14 protein-coding genes are annotated in these 19156 nt (G+C 65.1%); 6 read left to right on the top strand and 8 right to left on the bottom strand.

The window, feature by feature from the left end; translation table 11 throughout:
* Positions 1-477 precede the first annotated feature (477 nt).
* Entirely contained in the window at positions 478-2577 is a 2100-nt protein-coding gene (locus ACK41V_RS15500; protein WP_409783501.1) for an ATP-dependent helicase, read from the bottom strand.
* Positions 2578-2848: 271 nt separating this feature from the next.
* Here ACK41V_RS15500 and ACK41V_RS15495 point away from each other — a divergent pair, with 271 nt between their 5' ends.
* The 4 genes from ACK41V_RS15495 (at position 2849) to ACK41V_RS15480 (ending at position 7390) form a co-directional block, all read left to right on the top strand.
* Positions 2849-4126 (top strand): ABC transporter substrate-binding protein, encoded by a 1278-nt coding sequence (locus ACK41V_RS15495; protein ID WP_409783500.1) that lies wholly within the window; start codon positions 2849-2851, stop codon positions 4124-4126.
* Positions 4127-4246: 120 nt separating this feature from the next.
* Positions 4247-5200 carry an AEC family transporter gene (locus ACK41V_RS15490; RefSeq protein WP_409783499.1) on the top strand — a complete coding sequence of 318 codons (954 nt, stop codon included), beginning with the start codon at positions 4247-4249 and terminating at the stop codon, positions 5198-5200.
* A gap of 248 nt (positions 5201-5448) precedes the next feature.
* Complete coding sequence (locus ACK41V_RS15485; protein ID WP_409783498.1) at positions 5449-5859, top strand: DUF2141 domain-containing protein; 411 nt, start codon at positions 5449-5451, stop codon at positions 5857-5859.
* Between the two features lie 19 nt (positions 5860-5878).
* The gene (locus tag ACK41V_RS15480) at positions 5879-7390 is read left to right on the top strand and encodes a carotenoid oxygenase family protein (RefSeq protein WP_409783497.1); all 1512 of its coding nucleotides are present in this window, start codon (positions 5879-5881) and stop codon (positions 7388-7390) included.
* Between the two features lie 46 nt (positions 7391-7436).
* Here the strand turns inward: ACK41V_RS15480 and ACK41V_RS15475 are convergent, their stop codons facing one another.
* From ACK41V_RS15475 to ACK41V_RS15465, 3 genes are all read right to left on the bottom strand, one after another.
* On the bottom strand, positions 7437-8261 hold the full coding sequence (locus ACK41V_RS15475; RefSeq protein ID WP_409783496.1) for a hypothetical protein: 825 nt from the start codon (positions 8259-8261) through the stop codon (positions 7437-7439).
* Positions 8262-8648, bottom strand: coding sequence for a hypothetical protein (locus ACK41V_RS15470; protein ID WP_409783495.1), 387 nt, complete (start codon positions 8646-8648; stop codon positions 8262-8264). It lies immediately after the preceding gene.
* 192 nt (positions 8649-8840) lie between these two features.
* Positions 8841-9116, bottom strand: a complete 276-nt coding sequence (locus tag ACK41V_RS15465; protein ID WP_409783494.1) for a cupin — start codon at positions 9114-9116, stop codon at positions 8841-8843.
* A gap of 341 nt (positions 9117-9457) precedes the next feature.
* Between ACK41V_RS15465 and ACK41V_RS15460 the strand changes: the two genes are divergently transcribed.
* Complete coding sequence (locus ACK41V_RS15460; RefSeq protein ID WP_409783493.1) at positions 9458-11416, top strand: gamma-glutamyltransferase family protein; 1959 nt, start codon at positions 9458-9460, stop codon at positions 11414-11416.
* Between the two features lie 86 nt (positions 11417-11502).
* Here the strand turns inward: ACK41V_RS15460 and priA are convergent, their stop codons facing one another.
* The 4 genes from priA to ACK41V_RS15440 form a co-directional block, all read right to left on the bottom strand.
* The gene (priA, locus tag ACK41V_RS15455; RefSeq protein WP_409783492.1) at positions 11503-13638 is read right to left on the bottom strand and encodes a primosomal protein N'; all 2136 of its coding nucleotides are present in this window, start codon (positions 13636-13638) and stop codon (positions 11503-11505) included.
* A 667-nt stretch (positions 13639-14305) separates the two neighbouring features.
* The gene (hemE, locus tag ACK41V_RS15450; protein WP_409783491.1) at positions 14306-15424 is read right to left on the bottom strand and encodes a uroporphyrinogen decarboxylase; all 1119 of its coding nucleotides are present in this window, start codon (positions 15422-15424) and stop codon (positions 14306-14308) included.
* 206 nt (positions 15425-15630) lie between these two features.
* Positions 15631-17211 (bottom strand): MFS transporter, encoded by a 1581-nt coding sequence (locus ACK41V_RS15445; RefSeq protein WP_409783490.1) that lies wholly within the window; start codon positions 17209-17211, stop codon positions 15631-15633.
* Positions 17212-17387: 176 nt separating this feature from the next.
* The gene (locus ACK41V_RS15440) at positions 17388-17939 is read right to left on the bottom strand and encodes a MarR family winged helix-turn-helix transcriptional regulator (RefSeq protein WP_409783489.1); all 552 of its coding nucleotides are present in this window, start codon (positions 17937-17939) and stop codon (positions 17388-17390) included.
* Between the two features lie 115 nt (positions 17940-18054).
* Here ACK41V_RS15440 and ACK41V_RS15435 point away from each other — a divergent pair, with 115 nt between their 5' ends.
* On the top strand, positions 18055-19008 hold the full coding sequence (locus ACK41V_RS15435) for a tripartite tricarboxylate transporter substrate-binding protein (RefSeq protein ID WP_409783488.1): 954 nt from the start codon (positions 18055-18057) through the stop codon (positions 19006-19008).
* Positions 19009-19156 lie beyond the last annotated feature (148 nt).

The following is a 19156-nucleotide window of genomic DNA, read 5'->3' as shown; positions in this document are numbered from 1 at the left end:
TGCGCAGGACAAAGGGGATGGTTGGAGCCGAAGGCGCCGAGGGGGTGGGTGTGGCGTTGTTCCATGTTGCGCTTATTTCCTTGCCGCCACGACCAGCCACGACCTGGCCTGTCCAGGGCGCACTGATGTGGGTGCCATTGATCGATTTTTGATAACTCAGCGGGGCCTGCATCGACATCGCCACCGACTTGATCGGTGTTGTCGCGCCGTCGGGCCGCTGCGCTGCACGGTACCACGCACGCTCTGTGCCCGTTCGGGGTGTGGGCCCAAATGCAACACTGTGGTGACCGCTGCCGGGGGCGGGGTGTCCGCTACCGGGCTGTGCAGTTCAGCGAGCCCGCTGCAGGGCAGGCTGGCGTGGATTTTGGGTCTTTTTGGCCTCTAGCGCTTGTAGGATAAGCGCTGATAGCTATCAAAAACAAAGTGGTAGCGGACGGGGAGTGGCGAAAAAGCTGCAAGCAGTTCGCGGTCTGCCCGTCAGGCCGCAGCCGCCGGATTGGCCGCCGCCGCGGCGTTGGCCACGCTGCTGGCCTGGGCCTTGGCGGCAAATTCAGCGCGCAGGGCCTTGAGCTTCTCGCGCGGGTCTTCGCGGGCGGTGGTTTTATCGAGGCCCATCTCGGCGATGAAACGGCTCGGTTGTGCCGCCACCATCTCGCGGCCCTTCTTGCGTTTTTTGGTCCAGCTCACGGCCAGCGTGCGCTGGGCGCGGGTGATGCCCACATACATCAGGCGGCGCTCTTCCTGCAGGCGCTGCAGGGTGTCGTCGCTGATCTTGTGCTGGCGGCCTTCGTCGTCGTCGAGCTTGAAGGGCAGCATGCCCTCGGTCACGCCCACCAGAATCACATGCGGCCATTCCAGCCCCTTGCTGGCGTGCAGGGTGGACAACGTCACCATGTCCTGGTCTTTTTCGCGCTCGGAGATGGTGGACAGCAGCGCAATCGTCTGCGACACCTCCAGCAGGCTTTTGGTCTCCTTGGCCACCACGGCGCCCGAGGTGTCGTCGATCTGCCCGCCCGCGCGCTGGGCCATCCAGTCGCAGAACTCCATCACATTGCTCCAGCGGGCAGCGGCCACCTTTTCGCTGTCTTCGCCGTCGTATAGATGCTGCTCGTAGCCGATTTCCTTGAGCCATTCGTTCAGAAAAGTGCGGGCGTCTTCGGCGCCGTGCGTGCGGCGGGCGCTGTATTCCAGGTAATTGATGTAGCGGCCAAACTCGTGCAGGCCGTCCATGGCGCGCTTAGGGATAGCCGCAGGCAGCATGCCGTTGAACAGCGCGCCAAACATGCTTTGCTTGTGCTGCGTGGCAAACGCACCCAGCGATGCCAGCGTGGTGTGGCCGATGCCGCGTTTGGGCGTGGTGATGGCGCGCAAAAACGCCGGGTCATCGTCGTTGTTGATCCACAGGCGAAACCAGGCGCACAGGTCCTTGATTTCGGCGCGGTCAAAAAAGCTGGTGCCGCCCGACACCTTGTACGGAATGTTGGCCTTGCGCAGCGCTTTTTCAAACGGCTTGGCCTGGTGGTTGGCGCGGTACAGGATGGCAAAACTCTTCCAGTCCGGCGGCGGGTTGCTGGCGGCGCGCAGGCTCTGGATACGCGCTACGGCGCGGTCGGCCTCGTGTTCTTCGCTGTCGGCGTCCACCACGCGCACGGGCTCGCCCTCGCCCAGTTCGCTGAACAGGGTCTTGGGGAACAGCTTGGGGTTGGGGCCGATCACGTTGTTGGCCGCGCGCAGGATGGCGCTGGTGGAGCGGTAGTTCTGCTCCAGCTTGATGACCTTGAGGCTCGGGAAGTCCTCGGGCAGCTTTTTCAGGTTGTCCAGCGTGGCACCGCGCCAGCCATAGATGGACTGGTCATCGTCGCCCACTGCGGTGAAATGCCCGCGCTCGCCCACCAGCAGTTTGAGCAGCTCGTACTGCGTGGCGTTGGTGTCCTGGTATTCGTCCACCAGCACGTGACCCAGCAGCGCCTGCCATTTGGCGCGCACTTCGGGGAAGTCGCGCAGCAGGCGCAGCGGCATGCCGATGAGGTCGTCAAAGTCCACGCTCTGGTAGGCGGACAGGCGCTCTTCGTAGCGCGCCATCAGCACGGCAATGCTGCGCTCGCTGTCGTCCGCGGCCTGGGCCAGGGCCTGCTCCGAGGTCAGGCCCATGTTCTTCCACTTGCTGATCACCCACTGCCACTGGCGGGCCGTGGCCATGTCGGTGGTGCCGCCCGCCGCTTCTTTCAGGATGCCGGTCACGTCGTCGGCGTCCATGATGCTGAACTGGGGCTTCAAGCCCAGCACGGCGCCGTCTTCGCGCACCATGCGCACGCCCAGCGCGTGAAAGGTGCACACCAGCACATCCTTGGCGCGGCGGCCGATCAGGCTCTTGGCGCGCTCGCGCATTTCCGACGCCGCCTTGTTCGTGAAGGTGATGGCCGCAATGCGTTTGGGGTCCATCCCTTTCTCGATCATGTGCGCAATCTTCTGCGTGATCACCCGCGTCTTGCCCGAGCCTGCACCCGCCAGCACCAGGCAGGCACCGTCGGTGTAGTGGACAGCCTGAAGCTGGGCGAGGTTGAGACCGGCGGACATGGGAGGAGGAGGGTGGAGAGCGAGCGAAAGGAGGGGGCGGTGCGGGAGGAGGGCTGGAACCAGCCTCCGAAGCGCGCAATGATACCGGCGCCGTCTGGGCCGCCAGGTGGCGCCTGACATTGCCCTGACATGAAAGCGCCAAAGCTGCGCCAAACCACTCCCTCCGCCATCTTGCTGCGGGAAACCCCCGTAGTGACGGCCGTTGTCGCACTTTGATACTGCAGCTTCGACGCACGCCCCACCCCGCGGGCTGCGCTTTGAGGCACACCCCATGATCTCCTTTGCTGCGCTTTACTCCCCCGCCATGGCGGCTGCCACCTCGGTCGTCCGCCATCGGTCTTTGAGGTGTCTGCAGGTGCTCCTGGCGGGCGGCGTTTTGGTGTGGGCTGCCACCGCGCCCGGGCTGGTCAAGGCCCAGACCGGCAACAGTGCCCCCGTGCGCATCGGTGTCGTGGGCCCCTTCACCGGGCCGTCGGCAGATTTTGGTGTGCCCATGCTCAATGGCATCAAGCTGGCTGTGGACGAGATCAATGCGGTGGGCGGCTACCTGGGGCGGCCGCTGGAGCTGGTCATCAAGGACGACACCGCCAACCCCGACGAGGGCCGCAAGGTCAGCCAGGACCTGCTCAAGGAGAAGGTGGTCGCAGCCATCGGGTTCTGCAACACCGGGGTGGCGATGAAGGCCATCGACCTGTTTCAGGACGCCAAGACCCCGCTCATCGTGCCGTGCGCGTCGGGCACGGCCGTCACGGCCAAATACCCGCCTGCCGACAGCTACATCTTTCGGGTGCAGGCGCGCGATGCGCTGCAGGCGCCCTTCATGGTGGACGACATCTTGAAGCGCGGCTGGGACAAGGTCGCCATCTTCGCCGACACCACGGGCTACGGCGAGGGCGGCTACAACGACGTGGTGGCTGCCCTCGCCGCCAAGAACCTCAAGCCGGTGCACGTGGCGCGTTTTGCGCTGGGCGTCAAAGACCTCACCGCCGAGCTGACCGCCGCGCGCAACGCAGGCGCCACCGTGGTCTACAGCTACACCGTGGGCCCCGAGAACGCGGTGATCGCCAACGGCAAGAAGGCCCTGGGCTGGAAGGTGCCGCAGGTGGGCGCGTGGCCCCTGTCGTTCCCCAATTTCATCGACGGTGCCAAGGACGCGGCCGAGGGCGCGCTGATGGTGCAGACCTTCATTGCCGAGCCCAGCAACGAACGGCGGGCCTCGTTCTTGTCGAGCTACACCCGCAAATACAAGGGCCGGGTGGCAGTGCCCATGGCCGCAGCCAACGCCTACGACGCCACCTACCTGCTGATGTATTCCCTGCTGGGCATTCGCGATGGCAACCTGAACGGCAAAGCCATCAAGGAGTCGCTGGAGGGCAAGATGAAAACCTACTACGGCGTGGTGTCCACCTACGAAAAGCCGTTCAGCGTGGAAGACAAGGACGCGATCACCCGCAACATGCTGGTCATTGGCGCGGTCAAGAGCGGTACGATCACGTTTGCTTACCCAGAAGATGCCAAGCGCAATCTGATCATTCAGCGCAAACAGTGAAGTGGATTTGTGTTCAACCGGCTCACGTCGTTGTGTGTGATGGCCTCCATCTGACTTTGCGCTGACCACCGGGGCGGCGCACCAGCCCGGCGCCGCGGCGCAGCACAGACAATAGCGCCCGTGCTCTCCGTCCTTCTCATCACCTTCCCCTTCTTCGCGCTGGTGCTCTGCGGCTATCTGGCCGCACGGCGTGGCGTGCTGCCTCAGCCTGCCATCCCGGGGCTTAATGCCTTTGTTCTGTACTTTGCGCTGCCGTGCATGCTGTACCGGTTTGGGGCCAGCACGCCCATCGGGCAACTGCTGGACCCAGCCGTGGCCGGGGTGTATGGGGTGTGCGCGCTGATCATGGTGGGCGGAACGGTGGCCTTCACACGCCGGGCCCACATCGGCTGGAACGACGCCGCCTTTGGCGCGCTGGTGGCGGCCTTTCCCAACACGGGCTTCATGGGTGTGCCGCTGCTGGTGGCGTTGCTGGGCGCGCAAAGCGCGGGCCCGGCCATCGTGACCATCGTGGTGGACATGGTTATCACCAGCTCGCTGTGTATTGCGTTGTCGCGGCTGGATGGCGCAGGCACCCACGGCGTGGGCGTGGCGCTCAAAAGCGCCTTCAAGGGCATGGCGACCAATCCCATGCCCTGGTCCATTGCGCTGGGCGCGCTGGCCTCGGCCCTGCAGTTCCAGCTGCCCGGTCCGGTCGACAAAACCGTGGCCATGCTGGCCGATGCCGCATCGCCCGTGGCCCTGTTCACCATCGGCGCCGTGCTGGCCCGGTCACAGATGAACCAACACGAGCAGGTACCCGCACGCGATTACGTACCGGTGGCGCTGGCCAAGCTCTTGGTGCACCCGCTGCTGGTGTGGGCGGTGGGCACGGCCGCGATGGCGCTGGGCGTGCCGCTCACCCCGTTTGCGCTGACGGTGCTGGTGCTGCTGTCGGCCTTGCCCAGCGCCAGCAACGTGTCGCTGCTGGCCGAGAAGTTCGGCGCCAACAACGGGCGCGTGGCGCGGATCATTCTGGTGTCCACAGCGCTGGCGTTTGTGAGCTTTTCGGCGGCGGTGGCGTTGCTGACCTGATTGCATTTTTGATAGCTATAGGCCCTTTGCTATCAAGCGCTAGCGGCCAATAACACTTGTATTTTGGCGTTCCCCTACCGGGGTAGGGTCCCCTGGCAGGCTGGCGTAACTCGCGCCTGCGTACTGCGGATCACGCTGTGTTTGCGGCATTTCGTCGCAATCGACTCGCCGTCGCGCGGCGGGCTGGGCACAGTGCGTGTCGATCTGGGCGTGACCCAGCTCGTCGACCACCCACTGAAAGCCCTTTCATGAAAAACCTGATCCTTGGCCTGGCCGCGATGGCAGCCTTGGCCGCCCATGCCGCCGACCTGAGCGTTGAAGTGTCCTTGCCCGCCAACAAGCAAGGCGCCGTTCTGGCGGCCCTGTTTGACAAAAGCGAGGGCTTTCCGCGTGGCAAGCCGCTGCAGGTCGCCACGGCCCAACCGGGCGATGGCAAGGCGGTGGTGCAGTTTGCGGGCCTGCCCGAAGGCGACTACGCCGTGTCGGTGTTTCTGGACGAGAACGCCAACAAGAAGCTGGACGCCAACCTGTTCGGCCTGCCCACCGAGCTGTATGGCTTCAGCCGCAACGCGCGCAGCCCCGTAGGCCCGCCGCTGTTTGCCGACGCTGCATTTCGTGTGGGTGCAGACCCCGTCACGCAGCTGGTCGAACTCAAGTAAGCCCGCAAGGAGCCTCGCGATGACCCACCCCCATCCACCACGCCGCGCCGTGCTGGCCGCCCTGGGCGCCAGCCTGCTGCCCACCCTGGGCCACAGTGCCGAAGCGCCCCACGCCTGGCGCAGCAGCTACACCCCCTACAACGGGCCTTTGAAGGCGCCACTGGCCAGCGGCCCGCTGCCCGTGCGGGGGCGCTGGCCCGCAGCGCTGCAGGGCACGCTGTACCGCATCGGCCCCGCCCGCCGCGAACTGGGCGGCGTGGCCATGAACCACTGGTTTGACGGCGACGGCATGCTGCAGGCGTTTCGTTTGGAGGGCGGCCAGGCGTCAACACAAACACCGCCCCGCATCTCCCACCGCGGTGCCCTGCTGGCCACCCCCAAGCTCACGGCGGAAGAGGCCGCTGGGCGGCTTCTGTACTCGGGGTTTGCCACCACGCTGCCCGGTTCGCCGCCACTCAGCGGGCCCGACGACGTCAACCCCGCCAACATCAACCTGCTGGCCCTGCCCGCGCGCAAGGAGCTGTTTGCACTGTGGGAGGCCGGTTCCGCCCTGGCGGTAGACCCCGTCACGCTGCAGGCCCAGGGGTTCAAGACCTGGTCGCCCGAGACGCGGGGCGCGCCGTTTTCGGCCCACCCGCGTGTGGCGCCCGATGGCTCGGTGTGGAATTTTGGCTACGTGCCGGGCTCTGGGAAACTGCTGGTGTACGACATTGCGCCGACCGGCCAGCTGCGCCGCCAGCATGTGCTGGATGCTGCGCAGGCCGACATGGTGCATGACTTCGCCATCACCGAACGGCACCTGGTGTTCCTGCTCATGCCGCTGCTGTTCAACGGACACCCTGGCGTCGGCAGCCCGCTGCCGAACTACCGCTGGGACCACAAGGCGCCGCTGGTGGTGCTGCTGGTCGACAAAGCGGACTTCAAGGTCCAGCGCTTCGAGCTGCTCGCCACCGGCCTGTTCCACCTGGCCAATGCCTGGGAAGAGGGCGGCACGGTGCAGGTGCGGTTTGTGGCGCAGCCTGACATCCTCAGCGCGCTGCGCCACCTGAACGTGGATGGCGCGCGCAGCAATCCGGCAGCGGCCGCCACCCGGTGGGCGCACATCACGCTCACCCCGTCCACGGGCGAGGCGCGGCTCGAATATCCGGGGCTGGCCCACGTGGAGTTCCCGCGCATTCACCCGGCACGCAACGGCCTGCCTACGCGATTTACCACCCTGCTGGAACGCAGCCCGGGCATGGATGCCCAAGTGCAGGGCTTTGACAGCTTGCTCACGCTGCAGGGCGACAAAACACCGCAGCGCCACCGGTACGGCGCGGGCTGGATCGCCGAGGAGCATGTCTACATCCCTACCAACCCCACGGCACCCGAGGGCCGGGGCTGGGTGCTGGGCACCGCCTACCACTGGCCCAGCGAGCGCACCACGCTGTCCGTGTTCGACGCGCAGGCGGTGAATGCCGGGCCGTTAGCCAGCGTCACGCTGCCGTATGGCCTGCCGCTGGGGTTGCATGGGCAGTTTGTTCCGGCCTGATCGCCAGATGGCCCATGGTGTCAAGGGCCATTGTGGGTTGCGCGGGTCAGCACACGGTGCGCACGGATGCTTCTAAAGCGTCAAGGGCATGTGCCAGCACAAACGTGCCGCCCACCAAAACGGCACCTTCCAGATTGATCTGCAGCGCAAAACCCGGCTTGTAGATGCGCGTGAACATGGTGTGGACCATCTTGCACATCCAGACCAAGGGGGTGACCAGGATCGCCAATAGCGCCCACATTCTCCAGCCTTGCATCGCCGAAAATGTGTACCCCACCGAGTCGCAATCGGTGACGTTGCCAGTGCTCAGCCAGTCGGTGTAGGTGAACGTAAGCAACACAAGCAGGAGCCCAGTCAGCGGCAACATCACAGAGCACCAGAGAAGAACCCAATTGGTGTCGTGTGGGTTCCAACTGCGCTCTGTTTCGCTAGCTGCTTTTTTGGAGGCGGTCAGATGCGCACGCGGTTGTGCAGTGCGTGTGCCCTTCGTGCGCACTACTTCATCGGCCACATCGGCGGTAGTGTCGAGCCAATAGCGCCACTCGCGCACGCGGGGTTGTTGGCCGAGCTCTGCGACGTAAACGCATTCTTCGTCCACGCACACCTGTCGGGAGGGCGTGATTCGGCTGGGCGGCAGATACCAGTCCCTGGATTTTCGAGGCAGCCGCATCACGAAGAAGGTGGTGCTGCTCCCATGGTTGTCAAGGAAGTTCGTGGTTTCGTGATGAGTTTCGATGGCCATCCAGTCATAGCCTCGGTGCTGGCCTTTGACGATCCACTCGGTCCTTTGTACTGAAAGGCCCAATCTCTTCCACAGCGGGGCCGAAAAACTGTCGAGCAAACCGGGGGGCGGAGCTTCTCTGACAGCCATTTACAAGTTCTCCAGATCTGCGTCGTCTTGCGCAGCCCTGAATATCTTGAAACCGACACCGATGGTCATGATCGCGCAGACGATCAGGCTCCACAGAGGCACGCCATACACGGCGATGCCTGGACCAATCACACACAACACGATGGCCATGCGCAACCAGGCATAGCCTTCGCAGAGTTTGAGGACAAAGGTCAGGATCAGCATGATGACAAACAGCGTCAGGGGCCACCCAAGAAGGCAAACAAACATCAAGAGGAACGCTTCCATTCCACGGACCTGGGAGAACACGGACCCCCAGATCCAGTTGGTTATCAGCGTTGCCACGGCGACAGTGATGGTGGCCCACATGGGGGGGAGTTCTTCGAATTTGTTCGATTCTGTGTACATGGTGTCTGGTTTTTAAGGATGCAGGCTTTGTTCCGTGTTCGTCGCACTGGCGCAGCCCTGGCCCGGGTGTGCGGGGCGCAGATTCGCCGATGCCACTGTGAATAACCTCATTTATCAGAATAAATTCGCCTGCATGTACCGCCGGTAGCGCAGGACGATACGCACAGAACGCGCGAAGTTGAGGCGCAATTCTCAGGACGGCGTCTTGCGTCTCACGAGGTAGCTCACGCCCATCAGCCCGTAAAACTCTGAGTGCGGCTCGTGGGCCTGCAGGTGGAACACCTCACCCTGCTGGTACACCCGCTCCGACGTAGCGGTGACGATGCGGATATCGCCCGCCAGCACCAGCGCCTTGGCTTCGAACGGGTGGGTGTGGTCGGCCAGCATGCCGCCGCCTTCGCGTGTGATGGTGACGGCGGGCTCAAAGCCTTCCTGTTCGAGCGCGGCGGCAAATGAATCGGGGGTCATCGGGTCTCCTGCTGGGGGCGTGGGCTGAGTTGAGTTGAGTTGAGTGTAGGCAAGAGAAGCCCGGTGCCTGCGGGTTTTGCAGGAACTCATATTTTGATAGCTGTTAGCGCTTGATGGATAAGCGCTGGAGGCACTTTTTTGTTGTTTTTTGTGCGGCGTGGGCGCACGATGGGCCCAGCCGGTGGTCGGGGCCATGGTTTGCCATTGCCATTGCCATTGCCTTTGGGTGACGGCTGCTGTGCGCAATCGGCACGGCACAACGGTGGCTTCGGCATGTTTTTTGCGCGGACGATAGCGCGTGGCCCGTGGCTGCACACAATGGAAAACAACAGGAGTTTTGAATGCAAAAGAAAACCTGGCTCTGGGTGTTGACGCCCGTGGCCCTTTCGGTGGCGCTCTATGGTTGCGGCAGCGGATCGGACTCCGATCTGGCCGTGGACAACAACGCGCAAAGCTGCTCGGTGGTCTCCAGCTCTGGCTCTGCCGTGGTGGTGGGCTCAGGCGTGGCAGGCGACCCGGCAGCGCCCGAGGCCGCGTCGGGCTACCGCCTGGGCTACAAGGCCAAGCAGTCGAGCAAATACATGGTGGTGGCCAACACGCCGCTGGCCACCAAGGCCGGGTGTGATGTGCTCAAGGCCGGTGGCACCGCCATCGACGCCGCCGTGGCCGTGCAGGCCGTGCTGGGCCTGGTGGAGCCGCAGTCCAGCACGCTGGCTGGCAGTGCCTTCATGATGTATTACGACGCGGCGAGCAAAAAGGTCGTGGCCTATGACGGCCGCGAGACCGCTCCCTCGGCTGCCAATGGCTACTATCTGGTGCGCCAGGATCAGGGCGATGCGTCGTCCCCCGCACCTGTACCCAGCGCGCGCCGCAGCGGCCGCTCCATCGGTGTGCCCGGCGTCATGCGCATGCTGGACGTGGCCCACAAGGAACACGGCAAGCTGGGCTGGGACAAGCTGTTCGACGAGGGCGTGAACCTGGCCACCAACGGCTACCGCATTCCGGGCCGCTTGGGCGACGCCATCAAGAGCAACGCCGCCAGCCTGGCGCTGGACGCGAACGCCATGGCGGCCTTCTTCAACGCCGACGGCACGCCCAAGGCCACCGGCACCGTGACGACCAACCTGCCCTATGCGCAGACACTGCGCGCGCTGGCCAGCGGTGGTGCCAATGCCATGTACTCCGGTCCTCTGGCCGAAGCCATCGTGGCCAAGGCCGCGCAGTCGGTGGGCGACGATGCGGCCAAAACGCCCATCACCCCCAGCCTGATGTCGGTGAACGACCTCAAGAACTACCAGGCCAAAAAGCGCGAACCCGTGTGCACCACGTACCGCGCCAGCTACTACATCTGCACCATGTCGCCGCCGTCGTCGGGTGGCATCGCCATTGCGCAGGGCTTGGGCATTCTGGAGAACTTCGAGCTGTCCAAATACGGCCCGGCCAACCCCACCAACGAAGGCGGTGTGCCCAGCGTGATGGGCGTGCACCTGGTGTCCGAAGCCGAGCGCCTGGCCTATGCCGACCGCGACAAGTACGTGGCCGACACCGACTTCATCCCGCTGCCGGGCAAGGGCGTGTCCACCCTGCTGGACAAGGCCTACCTCAAGCAGCGCGCCGCACTGATCAAGCCCGATGGAAACTCCTTGGGCGTGGTCGCTGCGGGTGACCTGGGAAGCGTGCCGCTGGGTGTGGACAAGACCATCGAATACGGCACCACGCACTTCTCCATCGTCGATGCGTACGGCAATGTGGTGTCCATGACCTCCACGGTCGAATCGAGCATGGGCTCGTACCACATGGTGGGCGGCTTTCTGCTGACCAATCAGCTCACCGACTTCTCGGCCCAGCCCGCAGACGGTGCCGGTGTGCCCATTGCCAATCGCGTGGCCCCTGGCAAGCGCCCCCGCAGCACCATGGCCCCCACGCTGGTGTTCCGCGGCACGGAGCCGGGTGACTTCGTGATGGCCACCGGCTCGCCCGGCGGCGGCACCATCATCCAGTACGTGCTCAAGACGGTCGTGGGCGCGGTGGACTGGGGTCTGGACGCGCAGCAGGCCACGTCGCTCGTGAACTTTGGCGCCACCAACAGCGTCACCACCAACGTGGACGGCGCCAACACTGCGCTCGACCTCACGGGGCTGATTGACGGTCTCAAGGCCAAGGGCCACACCGTGAACAGCGGCGCGCAGTCCAGCGGTGTGTCCACCATCATGCGCGTGCAGCGCAACGGCCAGACCCGGCTGGAAGGCGGCGTGGACCCGCGCCGTGAAGGAATCGTGCTGGGCGACGGCGCGCTGTAGTCAAAGCACGCTTCTTCAACACACGGGGGGCTGCGCAGTAGGCGTTGCCCCTTTTTTTCTTTTGGGCGCTTGCGCGGCTGGCTGTTTCAGATCGCCAACGGGTCCACATCCACCAGCCACCGTATCAACCCCTTGTGCGCGGGCTGGCTGCGCGTGGTTTGCAGCACCGGTTGCCACGCGGCCAGAAAACGCTGCAGTGCGGCGCGGCTGGAGCTTTCCATCAGCATCTGGGCGCGCTCCACATTGGCCACGCGCTGAATGGTCAGTGGCACGGGCGGGTACAAGGTGACCACGTCCAGCCCCGGCAGCCCCGCAGCGTGGGCGGCGGCGGTGGCAGCGGTCAAAAAACCTTGCGCCACTTCCTGGGTGCGTGCGTCCGACCGCACCAGGGCCTGGTACGCAAAGGGGGGCATGGCGGCCTCCTCGCGTTCCTTCAGTTGCTGGGCGGCAAAGGCCTCGTAGTCGTGCGTGCGCAGCGCTTCAAACACGGCGTGTTTGGGGTGAAAACTCTGTACCCACATTTCGCACTGCGTGCCTTGCGCCGCCATGTAGGCCGCATCGCGCCCGGCGCGGCCGGCGGCCTGCATCAGCAGCGCAAACAGGCGCTCGGCCGCCCGAAAGTCGCTGCTGAACAGCGCACCATCGGGCTGCACGGCGGCCACCAGCGTGATGCGCCGAAAGTCGTGGCCCTTGGCAATCATCTGCGTGCCCACCAGCACATCCACCTCGCCCGAATGCACCTGCGCCAGCTGCGCCTCCAGCGCGCCCTTGGCCTTGGTGGTGTCGGCGTCGATGCGGGCAATGCGCGCGGGGGTGCGGTCGGGCCGCAGCACTTCGGACAGCAGGGCAGAGAGTTGTTCTTCGAGCTGCTCGGTGCCCCGGCCCATGGGGTGGATGTCGGGGCTGCCGCAGGTGGGGCAGTGAAACGGCACGCGCACGGTGTAGCCGCAGTGGTGGCAGCGCAGGGTGCGGTCCGTTTTGTGGAAGACCTGGTGCGCGCTGCAGTGCGGGCAGTCGCTTTTCCAGCCGCAGTCCACGCAGTGCAGAACGGGGGCGTAGCCCCGGCGGTTGAGCAGCACCATGCTTTGCTCACCGCGCGCCACGCGCTCGGTGATGGCCTGCAGCAGCGGGGCGCTGAACACTGCGCGCCGCGGCTGCTGGTTCATGTCCACGCGCCGCACGCGGGCCAGGGCGCCTGCGCCAATCCGGCTGGGCATGTGCAGCCGCACGTAGCGGCCACCCTCGGGGTCTTCGGGTGTGGGCGGGCGGCTGGCGTGCCAGCTCTCCAGCGACGGCGTGGCCGAGCCCAGCAATACCTTGGCACCCTGCTCGCGCCCGCGCCAGATGGCCAGGTCGCGCGCCGAGTAGCGCGCTCCCTCCTGCTGCTTGTAGCTCGGGTCGTGCTCCTCATCGACCACGATGAGTTTCAGACCTGGCAGGCTGGCAAACACCGCCATGCGCGTGCCCAGCACAATGCGCGCCGTGCCGCTGTGAGCGGCCAGCCAGCTTTTGAGGCGCTGCGGATTGGTCATGCCGCTGTGCAGCGACACCACGGCGCCCGCGCCAAAGCGGGCTGCAAAGCGGCTGACAAAACGTTCTTCGAGCTGGGGCGTGAGGTTGATCTCGGGCACCATCACCAGCGCCTGGGTCGGAAAGTCGCTGGCCGGGTCGGCCTCCAGCACCTCCTGCACGCAGCGCAAATACACCTCGGTCTTGCCGCTGCCGGTGCTGCCAAACAGCAGGAAGGGGCCATTTTCAGAAGAAATTCGGGCTCTAGCGCTTTCCTGTTCTGGTGTGAGCGCTATGTTTTGAATAGCGTCTTGCAATGCTCCCGCCGCTGCCACCGGGCGGCGCAGGCGGCGCGCCAGTTGCTCAGGCCGCAGGTCGCGCAGTTGGGGCGGCAGGGCGGCCATGGCGATTTCGCCCAAGGCCCGCTGGTAGTAGCGCGCCGCAAACGCCACCAGGCGGCGCCAGGGCACATCCAGCGGCGCCACGCCTTCCAGTACCCCGGCAATGGCGCGCAGGGTGGCGCCGTCCGGCAGCTCGCCCGTGGCCTCGTCGGTGTCCCACACGACGCCCAGCACTTCGCGGGCGCCTAGTGGCACGCGCACCAACGTGCCGGGCGCAAGCGGGCGCTCACTGGCGTAGCTCAGCAGGTCGCCCACGCCGCTGTGCGACGGGGTATGCAATGCGACTTGGACGATGGCGTTATGGATAGGCACGGGCTATGAAGACGGAAGGGTGCTTGCGGGGTGTTGTGGATGTTACGTAGAGGTTTAACCGCTAAGTGCTTGATTTGCATCGGGCATGTGAGTAATCCCGAATTTCTGTGGATAACTTTGTTGACATCCTTGCTCAACCGCCGTCCAGGCCGCATGAAACCTGGGTGCCAACAGATTGCCCACAAAATTGGCACACCGAAAAAATCCTTATGAATCAATCATCTGAAGAAATTTGCCCGCAAATTCTGTGCTATGCGCCTGAGAGTCATTCATGTTGCGCTGCATCACGGTTTGTGTGCATAAGTCGGACATCTGCATTTCGTCAAGGGGCTGGAAAGCCCCAAAATTGTGCTAGCAGGCCGGGTCCATGTTCACTGATTTCTCCGGTTTAGGCCGCAAGTGCTTGATTTGACTGGGTATTTGTAAACAATCCAGAATTTCTGTGGATAACTTTGTTGATATCTCGTGGGTTTGCTTCGCAAGCCCTTGAAAAACCGTGCTTTCGCTGGGTTGCCTGTCAAAAAAGCAGGGAATTAAATGCGTTTGAATTCAACGACTTAGCTAAACACACTGGTTTTTTAAAAAACCAGTGTGCCGCCGGGCGTGGGCCCGGTCAGCGCTCCAGTTTTGTGCATAAGTCCGCACGGGGCCCGGCCGTCGGGTTGGTTCAAGCCTTCCGCTGTGCGCGTGAATGGCTGTGCACGGCTTCTACCAGCGCGGACACATGCTCTGGCGGCGTGAACTGGCTGATGCCGTGGCCCAGGTTGAAGATGTGGGTGGGCCCGGTGGTGGTGCGGTCGGTGTGGGGGGCGCCAAAGCTGTCGAGCACCTTGTGGACCTGTTTCACGATCTGCGCGGGCGGTGCAAACAGCACGTTGGGGTCGATGTTGCCCTGCAGCGCCTTGCCGGGGCCACCCACGTCGCCGCCCACCAAGGCACGTGCCTTGGCCAGGTTGGCCGTCCAGTCCAGGCCCAGCACCTCGCAGTCCAGCGGCTTCATGTCTTCCAGCCACAGGGCGCCGCCTTTGGTGAAGACCAGGCGGGGCACGTCGGTGCCGTCCACGCCGGTGCGTTTGAGCTGCGCCAGCACGCGCGTGGTGTAAGCCAGGCTGAACTCCTGGAAGGCGCCATCGGCCAGCACGCCACCCCAGCTGTCAAAAATCATCACGGCCTGGGCGCCCGCGTCGATCTGGGCGTTCAGGTAGGCGGCCACGCTGTCTGCGTTGATGGCCAGAATGCGGTGCATCAGGTCCGGGCGGCTGTACATCAGGCTCTTGACCAGGCGGTAGTCGTCGCTGCCCTTGCCTTCGACCATGTAGCAGGCCAGCGTCCAGGGGCTGCCGGAGAAGCCGATCAACGGCACCCGGCCGTTCAGTGCCTTGCGGATGCTGGTGACGGCGTCAAACACATAGCGCAGCTTGTCCATGTCAGGCACAGCCAACTGGTCCACCGCGGCTTCGTCGCGCACTTGGCTTGCAAACCGTGGGCCCTCACCTTCGGCAAACGTCAGGCCCAGGCCCATCGCGTCGGGCACGGTCAGGATGTCGCTGAACAGGATGGCGGCGTCGAGCGGGAAGCGTTCGAGCGGCTGCAGGGTCACTTCGGTGGCGTAGTCCACATTGGTGGCCAGGCCCATGAAGCTGCCCGCCTGGGCGCGCGTGGCCTTGTATTCAGGCAGATAGCGGCCCGCCTGGCGCATCAGCCACAGGGGGGTGTAGTCGGTGGCCTGGCGGCGGCAGGCGCGCAGGAAGGTGTCGTTCTGCAGGGGGGCGAAGGTGTTGCTCATGCCCCCGATTGTCGCAGGCGGTCTGAAGCGCCTTCGGGCGGGGGACGGCAGGCTGGAGTCTGATTGCTATTGTTTTAATAGCGATTTATGCCTATACAAATAGGGTATTAGCGCTTGTTCAATAAGCGCTAGTAGCTCCTGCTTTTGATCAGTTTTCTGAAAATTTTCCGTCTCTACCAGCGTTGAACAGGCCGGGGTGTGCGAGGTCAGCGCTCAGCGATGTAGTGCGACATCTTTGCCGTCTCGCCGGGCGCGAGAAACGTCCGCACCTCGGTCTCCAGCGCCTGGTCGGCCATCGTGGCGCGGGCGCGCTGGTGCAGGTAGTCGGCCCAGGACGTGACGATGAAGCGCTCTACATAACGCGAGGGGTCGCCCAAGTCCTTGTACACGCGCCAGAACGTGGCCCCATCGCGGCGGCGGGGGGCTTTCATGCGGCTGATGGTGTCCAGAAACGCGGCATCCGCCCCGGGCGCGATGCGGTAGCCCACCTCGACCGCCACCGGGCCTGCTTCGGGCAGAGGCTCGGCTTCGATGAAGAGTTCGTCCCAGGGCGTGGCCTGGGTGACCTCGTGCAAGGCGCCCATGCGCAGCGGCATGGGGCGCGCCAGCAGCAGGCCTGCGGTCATCAGGGCAGCGGCCACACACAGCGTGGGCGCCAGGCCCACGATGTCCGACGCCGCGCCCCAGACGGCCGAGCCCATGGCAAACGCGCCCAGCGCGGCCACCATGTGCATGGCCACCGCGCGCGAGCGCACCCACTGCGGTGCGCTGGCCTGCGTGGCGGTGTTGAAGGTGGACATGGCCGACATCCAGGCCGCGCCCGCAAACAGCATGGACACGTACACCAGCCAGGCGATCTGCGTGAGCGCCGCCGCCAGCATGGCCGCAGCAAACACCACGCCGCCCACACCGACGATGACTTCCATGCCAAAACGCGCCCGCAGCCGTCCCAAAAACAGCCCCACGCACACGGCGCCGGTGCCCAGGCAACCCATCAGCAGGCCAAAACCGGGCGCCCCGGTGCCCAGGCGCTGCGCAATCACCGGCAGCAGCGCCCACAGGGCCGATCCCGCGGCGCTGAACGCCATCACCCGCACGAGCTGCGCCAGGATCATGCGCGAGTGCCAGGCAAACCGCAGGCCGCTCAAAGTGCCGCCCCACAGGCGCTCGGCGGGCAGTTTGGACGGCGGATGCGCCTTGGGCGGCCAGCGGCGAATGGACTCCCACATCACCAGCGTGGTGACCACCGTGACAGCAAACACCCAGCCCGCGCCCAGTTGCGCAAACACCAGCCCGGCCAGCGTGGGCCCCACCGCGCGCGCGGCGTTGTAGGCAATGCTGACGGCGGTGATGGCCTGGGGCCACTCGTCGCGCGGCACGGGGTCGATGACCGAAGAATTCCACGCAGGTGTCAGCACGGCCGTGCAGCAGCCGCAGATGAACACCAGGAACAGCACCGACGCCGGCCCCCCCCAGCCGCCCAGCACCAGCAGCGTGAGCAAGGTGCACGCGCACACCTGCGCCATCAGCGCGCCCGATATCAAGCGGCGCCGGTCGGTGGTGTCGGCCAGCACCCCGGCGGGCAGCGCCAGCAAAAACATCGGCATGAACACGGCGGTCTGCACCAACGCCGCCAGAAACGATGAGCCCGTCAGCTCCACCATCAGCCAGGCCGCCGCCATGGACTGCATGCCACTGCCCACAAAAAAGATGCCACCGCAGATCCACAGGCCCCGGAACGCGGGTTGGCGCAGGGGGCTCCACAAAGAGGTTGAGTGCGACGACATGAAGGATGTGGGGGGTGGAGAACAGGTCTGGTTAAGACAAAGGGGATGGCGTGCCGGTTGCGCGGGTCCAACGGGCGCGCCCTGGGTGTTCGAGGATATCGCCTCATCCCTGTTTTGGGGCATCGTGTTCCGCTTGTCCCTTGCAGGCCACAGCCCGCTGCTTGGCCCACCGGCTCCTAGTCAGTGTGCCGCCCGCCGCGCAGCCGGTAGGTGCGCGGCACGTCGGTGCGGCGCACCACCAGCGCCTCGGCCTGCTTTTGCATATCGGCCAGCGCGTGGTCCAGTGCCTGGATGGCGCCTGCGTTCAGGCCTGCCAGCAGGTCCTGGTTCAGCGCCTTCACTTGCGGAAACAGGTCGTCGTGCACCGCCTGCCCCGCGGGGGTGAGCGACAACACCGCCTGGCGCCGGTCGCCCGGCATGGCGTCGCGCGTCAGCAGCTTTTTGGCCAAGAGCGATGTGATGGCGCGCGATGTGCGCGCGCGGTCCAGCCCCAGGCGCTGCGCCAGTTCGGCCGGTGGCATGCCGGGGTGCTGGGCCAGCACCATCAGCAGGCCCCATTCGCGCCGCGTGATGCCGTAACCCCCTTCGCACAGCCGCACCACCAGGCTGCCCGCCACGGCCAACAGGCGGTTCAGGCGGTACATCAACAGATCATTGGCCGCTGCCGGATGGGTCAGGCGGTGGCCCGGGTCTGCAGGGCCTGCGGGTGCCGGGGCGGGGGTGGGCATCAGGGTATTTCCGGGCAAGAGTTGATTAGATCAATTGATTGTGTGGCCAATACAGTGCGCCCATCAACCTGCACGGTGGTGCAGGCCCGTCATTGCCCCTGGAGATGTTTCGACCATGTGGAAACCCCTTGCCTCTGTTCTGGCCACTGCGCTGGCCCTGGCCGCTTCCGTCGCGCAAGCGCAAGAAGCACCGTTGCGCATCGTGGTCGGCTACGCCCCGGGCGGCGCCACCGACCGCGTGGCGCGCATCGTGGCCGACAAGCTGGGCAGCAAGCTCGGTACGCCGGTCATTGTGGAGAACAAGACGGGCGCGGGCGGCCGCCTGTCGGCTCAGGCCGTCAAAGCCGCGCCCGCCAACCAGCCCATGCTGCTGCTGGCCAACCCGGCCGTGATGCTGGTGGCGCCCCTGGTCTTCCCCGACGCGGGCTATGACCCCGAGCGCGACTTTCGCCCCGTGAGCCATGTCAACAGCTACGAGTTTGGCGTGGCCGTGGCCAGCGCCGTGCCGGTCAAAGAACTGCCGCACCTGATGGCCTGGCTGCGCGCCAACCCCGACAAGGCCAACTTCGGCGTGCCCGCCACGGGCAGCCTGCCGCACTTTTTTGGCCTGATGGTGGGCGACGCCGCCAAGGTGCGCGCCGAGGTGGTGGGCTACCGCGGCTCGGCGCCGCTGCTCAACGACTTGCTGGGCGGGCAGGTGCCCGTGGCGTTTGACACCTTCGACACGATGCTGCCCCAGCACGAGGCGGGCAAGATCCGCATTCTGGCCGTGTCGGGCACCAAGCGCAGTGCGCTGGACCCGAAGATCCCCACCTTCAAAGAAGGCGGGCTGGACCTGGCCGCTACGGGCTGGAACACCTTCTTTGCGCCCATGAGCATGCCCAAGGCCCAGGCCGAACGCCTGGCCGGGCTGATCCACGACGTCATGAAAGACCCGGACACCCAGCGCAAGTTCGAGGCGGCGAAGATGGAGCCGGTGGTGGCGACCATGGCGCAGACCGAGGCGATGCTCAAGGCCTATCGGGCGCAGTGGGCGCCGGTGGTGCAGCGCTCTGGTTTCAAACCTTGATGGCTGTCCGCCTTCATAACACCCACTACCAACCGTTCACTCTGAGCCTGTCGAAGCGCTGCGCGAGGCTTCGACGGGCTTAGCCCGAACGGTATGGACGACATCGCCTAGCGTTACCAATAACCTCCCCTCCACCGCCAGACACCCC

Origin of the sequence: Acidovorax sp., from assembly GCF_046291265.1 — a bacterium.
Taxonomy (GTDB): Bacteria; Pseudomonadota; Gammaproteobacteria; order Burkholderiales; family Burkholderiaceae_C; genus Acidovorax.
The sequence above is the reverse complement of the archived record's forward strand: the minus strand, read 5'-3'. Positions and strand labels throughout refer to the sequence as shown.

Bases quoted from the DNA above. Each gene is read 5' to 3' on its own strand.
- ACK41V_RS15500 (WP_409783501.1), bottom strand. From the start codon at position 2,577: ATGTCCGCCGGTCTCAACCTCGCCCAGCTTCAGGCTGTCCACTACACC.
- ACK41V_RS15495 (WP_409783500.1), top strand. From the start codon at position 2,849: ATGATCTCCTTTGCTGCGCTTTACTCCCCCGCCATGGCGGCTGCCACC.
- ACK41V_RS15485 (WP_409783498.1), top strand. From the start codon at position 5,449: ATGAAAAACCTGATCCTTGGCCTGGCCGCGATGGCAGCCTTGGCCGCC.
- ACK41V_RS15480 (WP_409783497.1), top strand. From the start codon at position 5,879: ATGACCCACCCCCATCCACCACGCCGCGCCGTGCTGGCCGCCCTGGGC.
- ACK41V_RS15475 (WP_409783496.1), bottom strand. From the start codon at position 8,261: ATGGCTGTCAGAGAAGCTCCGCCCCCCGGTTTGCTCGACAGTTTTTCG.
- ACK41V_RS15470 (WP_409783495.1), bottom strand. From the start codon at position 8,648: ATGTACACAGAATCGAACAAATTCGAAGAACTCCCCCCCATGTGGGCC.
- ACK41V_RS15465 (WP_409783494.1), bottom strand. From the start codon at position 9,116: ATGACCCCCGATTCATTTGCCGCCGCGCTCGAACAGGAAGGCTTTGAG.
- ACK41V_RS15460 (WP_409783493.1), top strand. From the start codon at position 9,458: ATGCAAAAGAAAACCTGGCTCTGGGTGTTGACGCCCGTGGCCCTTTCG.
- hemE (WP_409783491.1), bottom strand. From the start codon at position 15,424: ATGAGCAACACCTTCGCCCCCCTGCAGAACGACACCTTCCTGCGCGCC.
- ACK41V_RS15445 (WP_409783490.1), bottom strand. From the start codon at position 17,211: ATGTCGTCGCACTCAACCTCTTTGTGGAGCCCCCTGCGCCAACCCGCG.
- ACK41V_RS15440 (WP_409783489.1), bottom strand. From the start codon at position 17,939: ATGCCCACCCCCGCCCCGGCACCCGCAGGCCCTGCAGACCCGGGCCAC.
- ACK41V_RS15435 (WP_409783488.1), top strand. From the start codon at position 18,055: ATGTGGAAACCCCTTGCCTCTGTTCTGGCCACTGCGCTGGCCCTGGCC.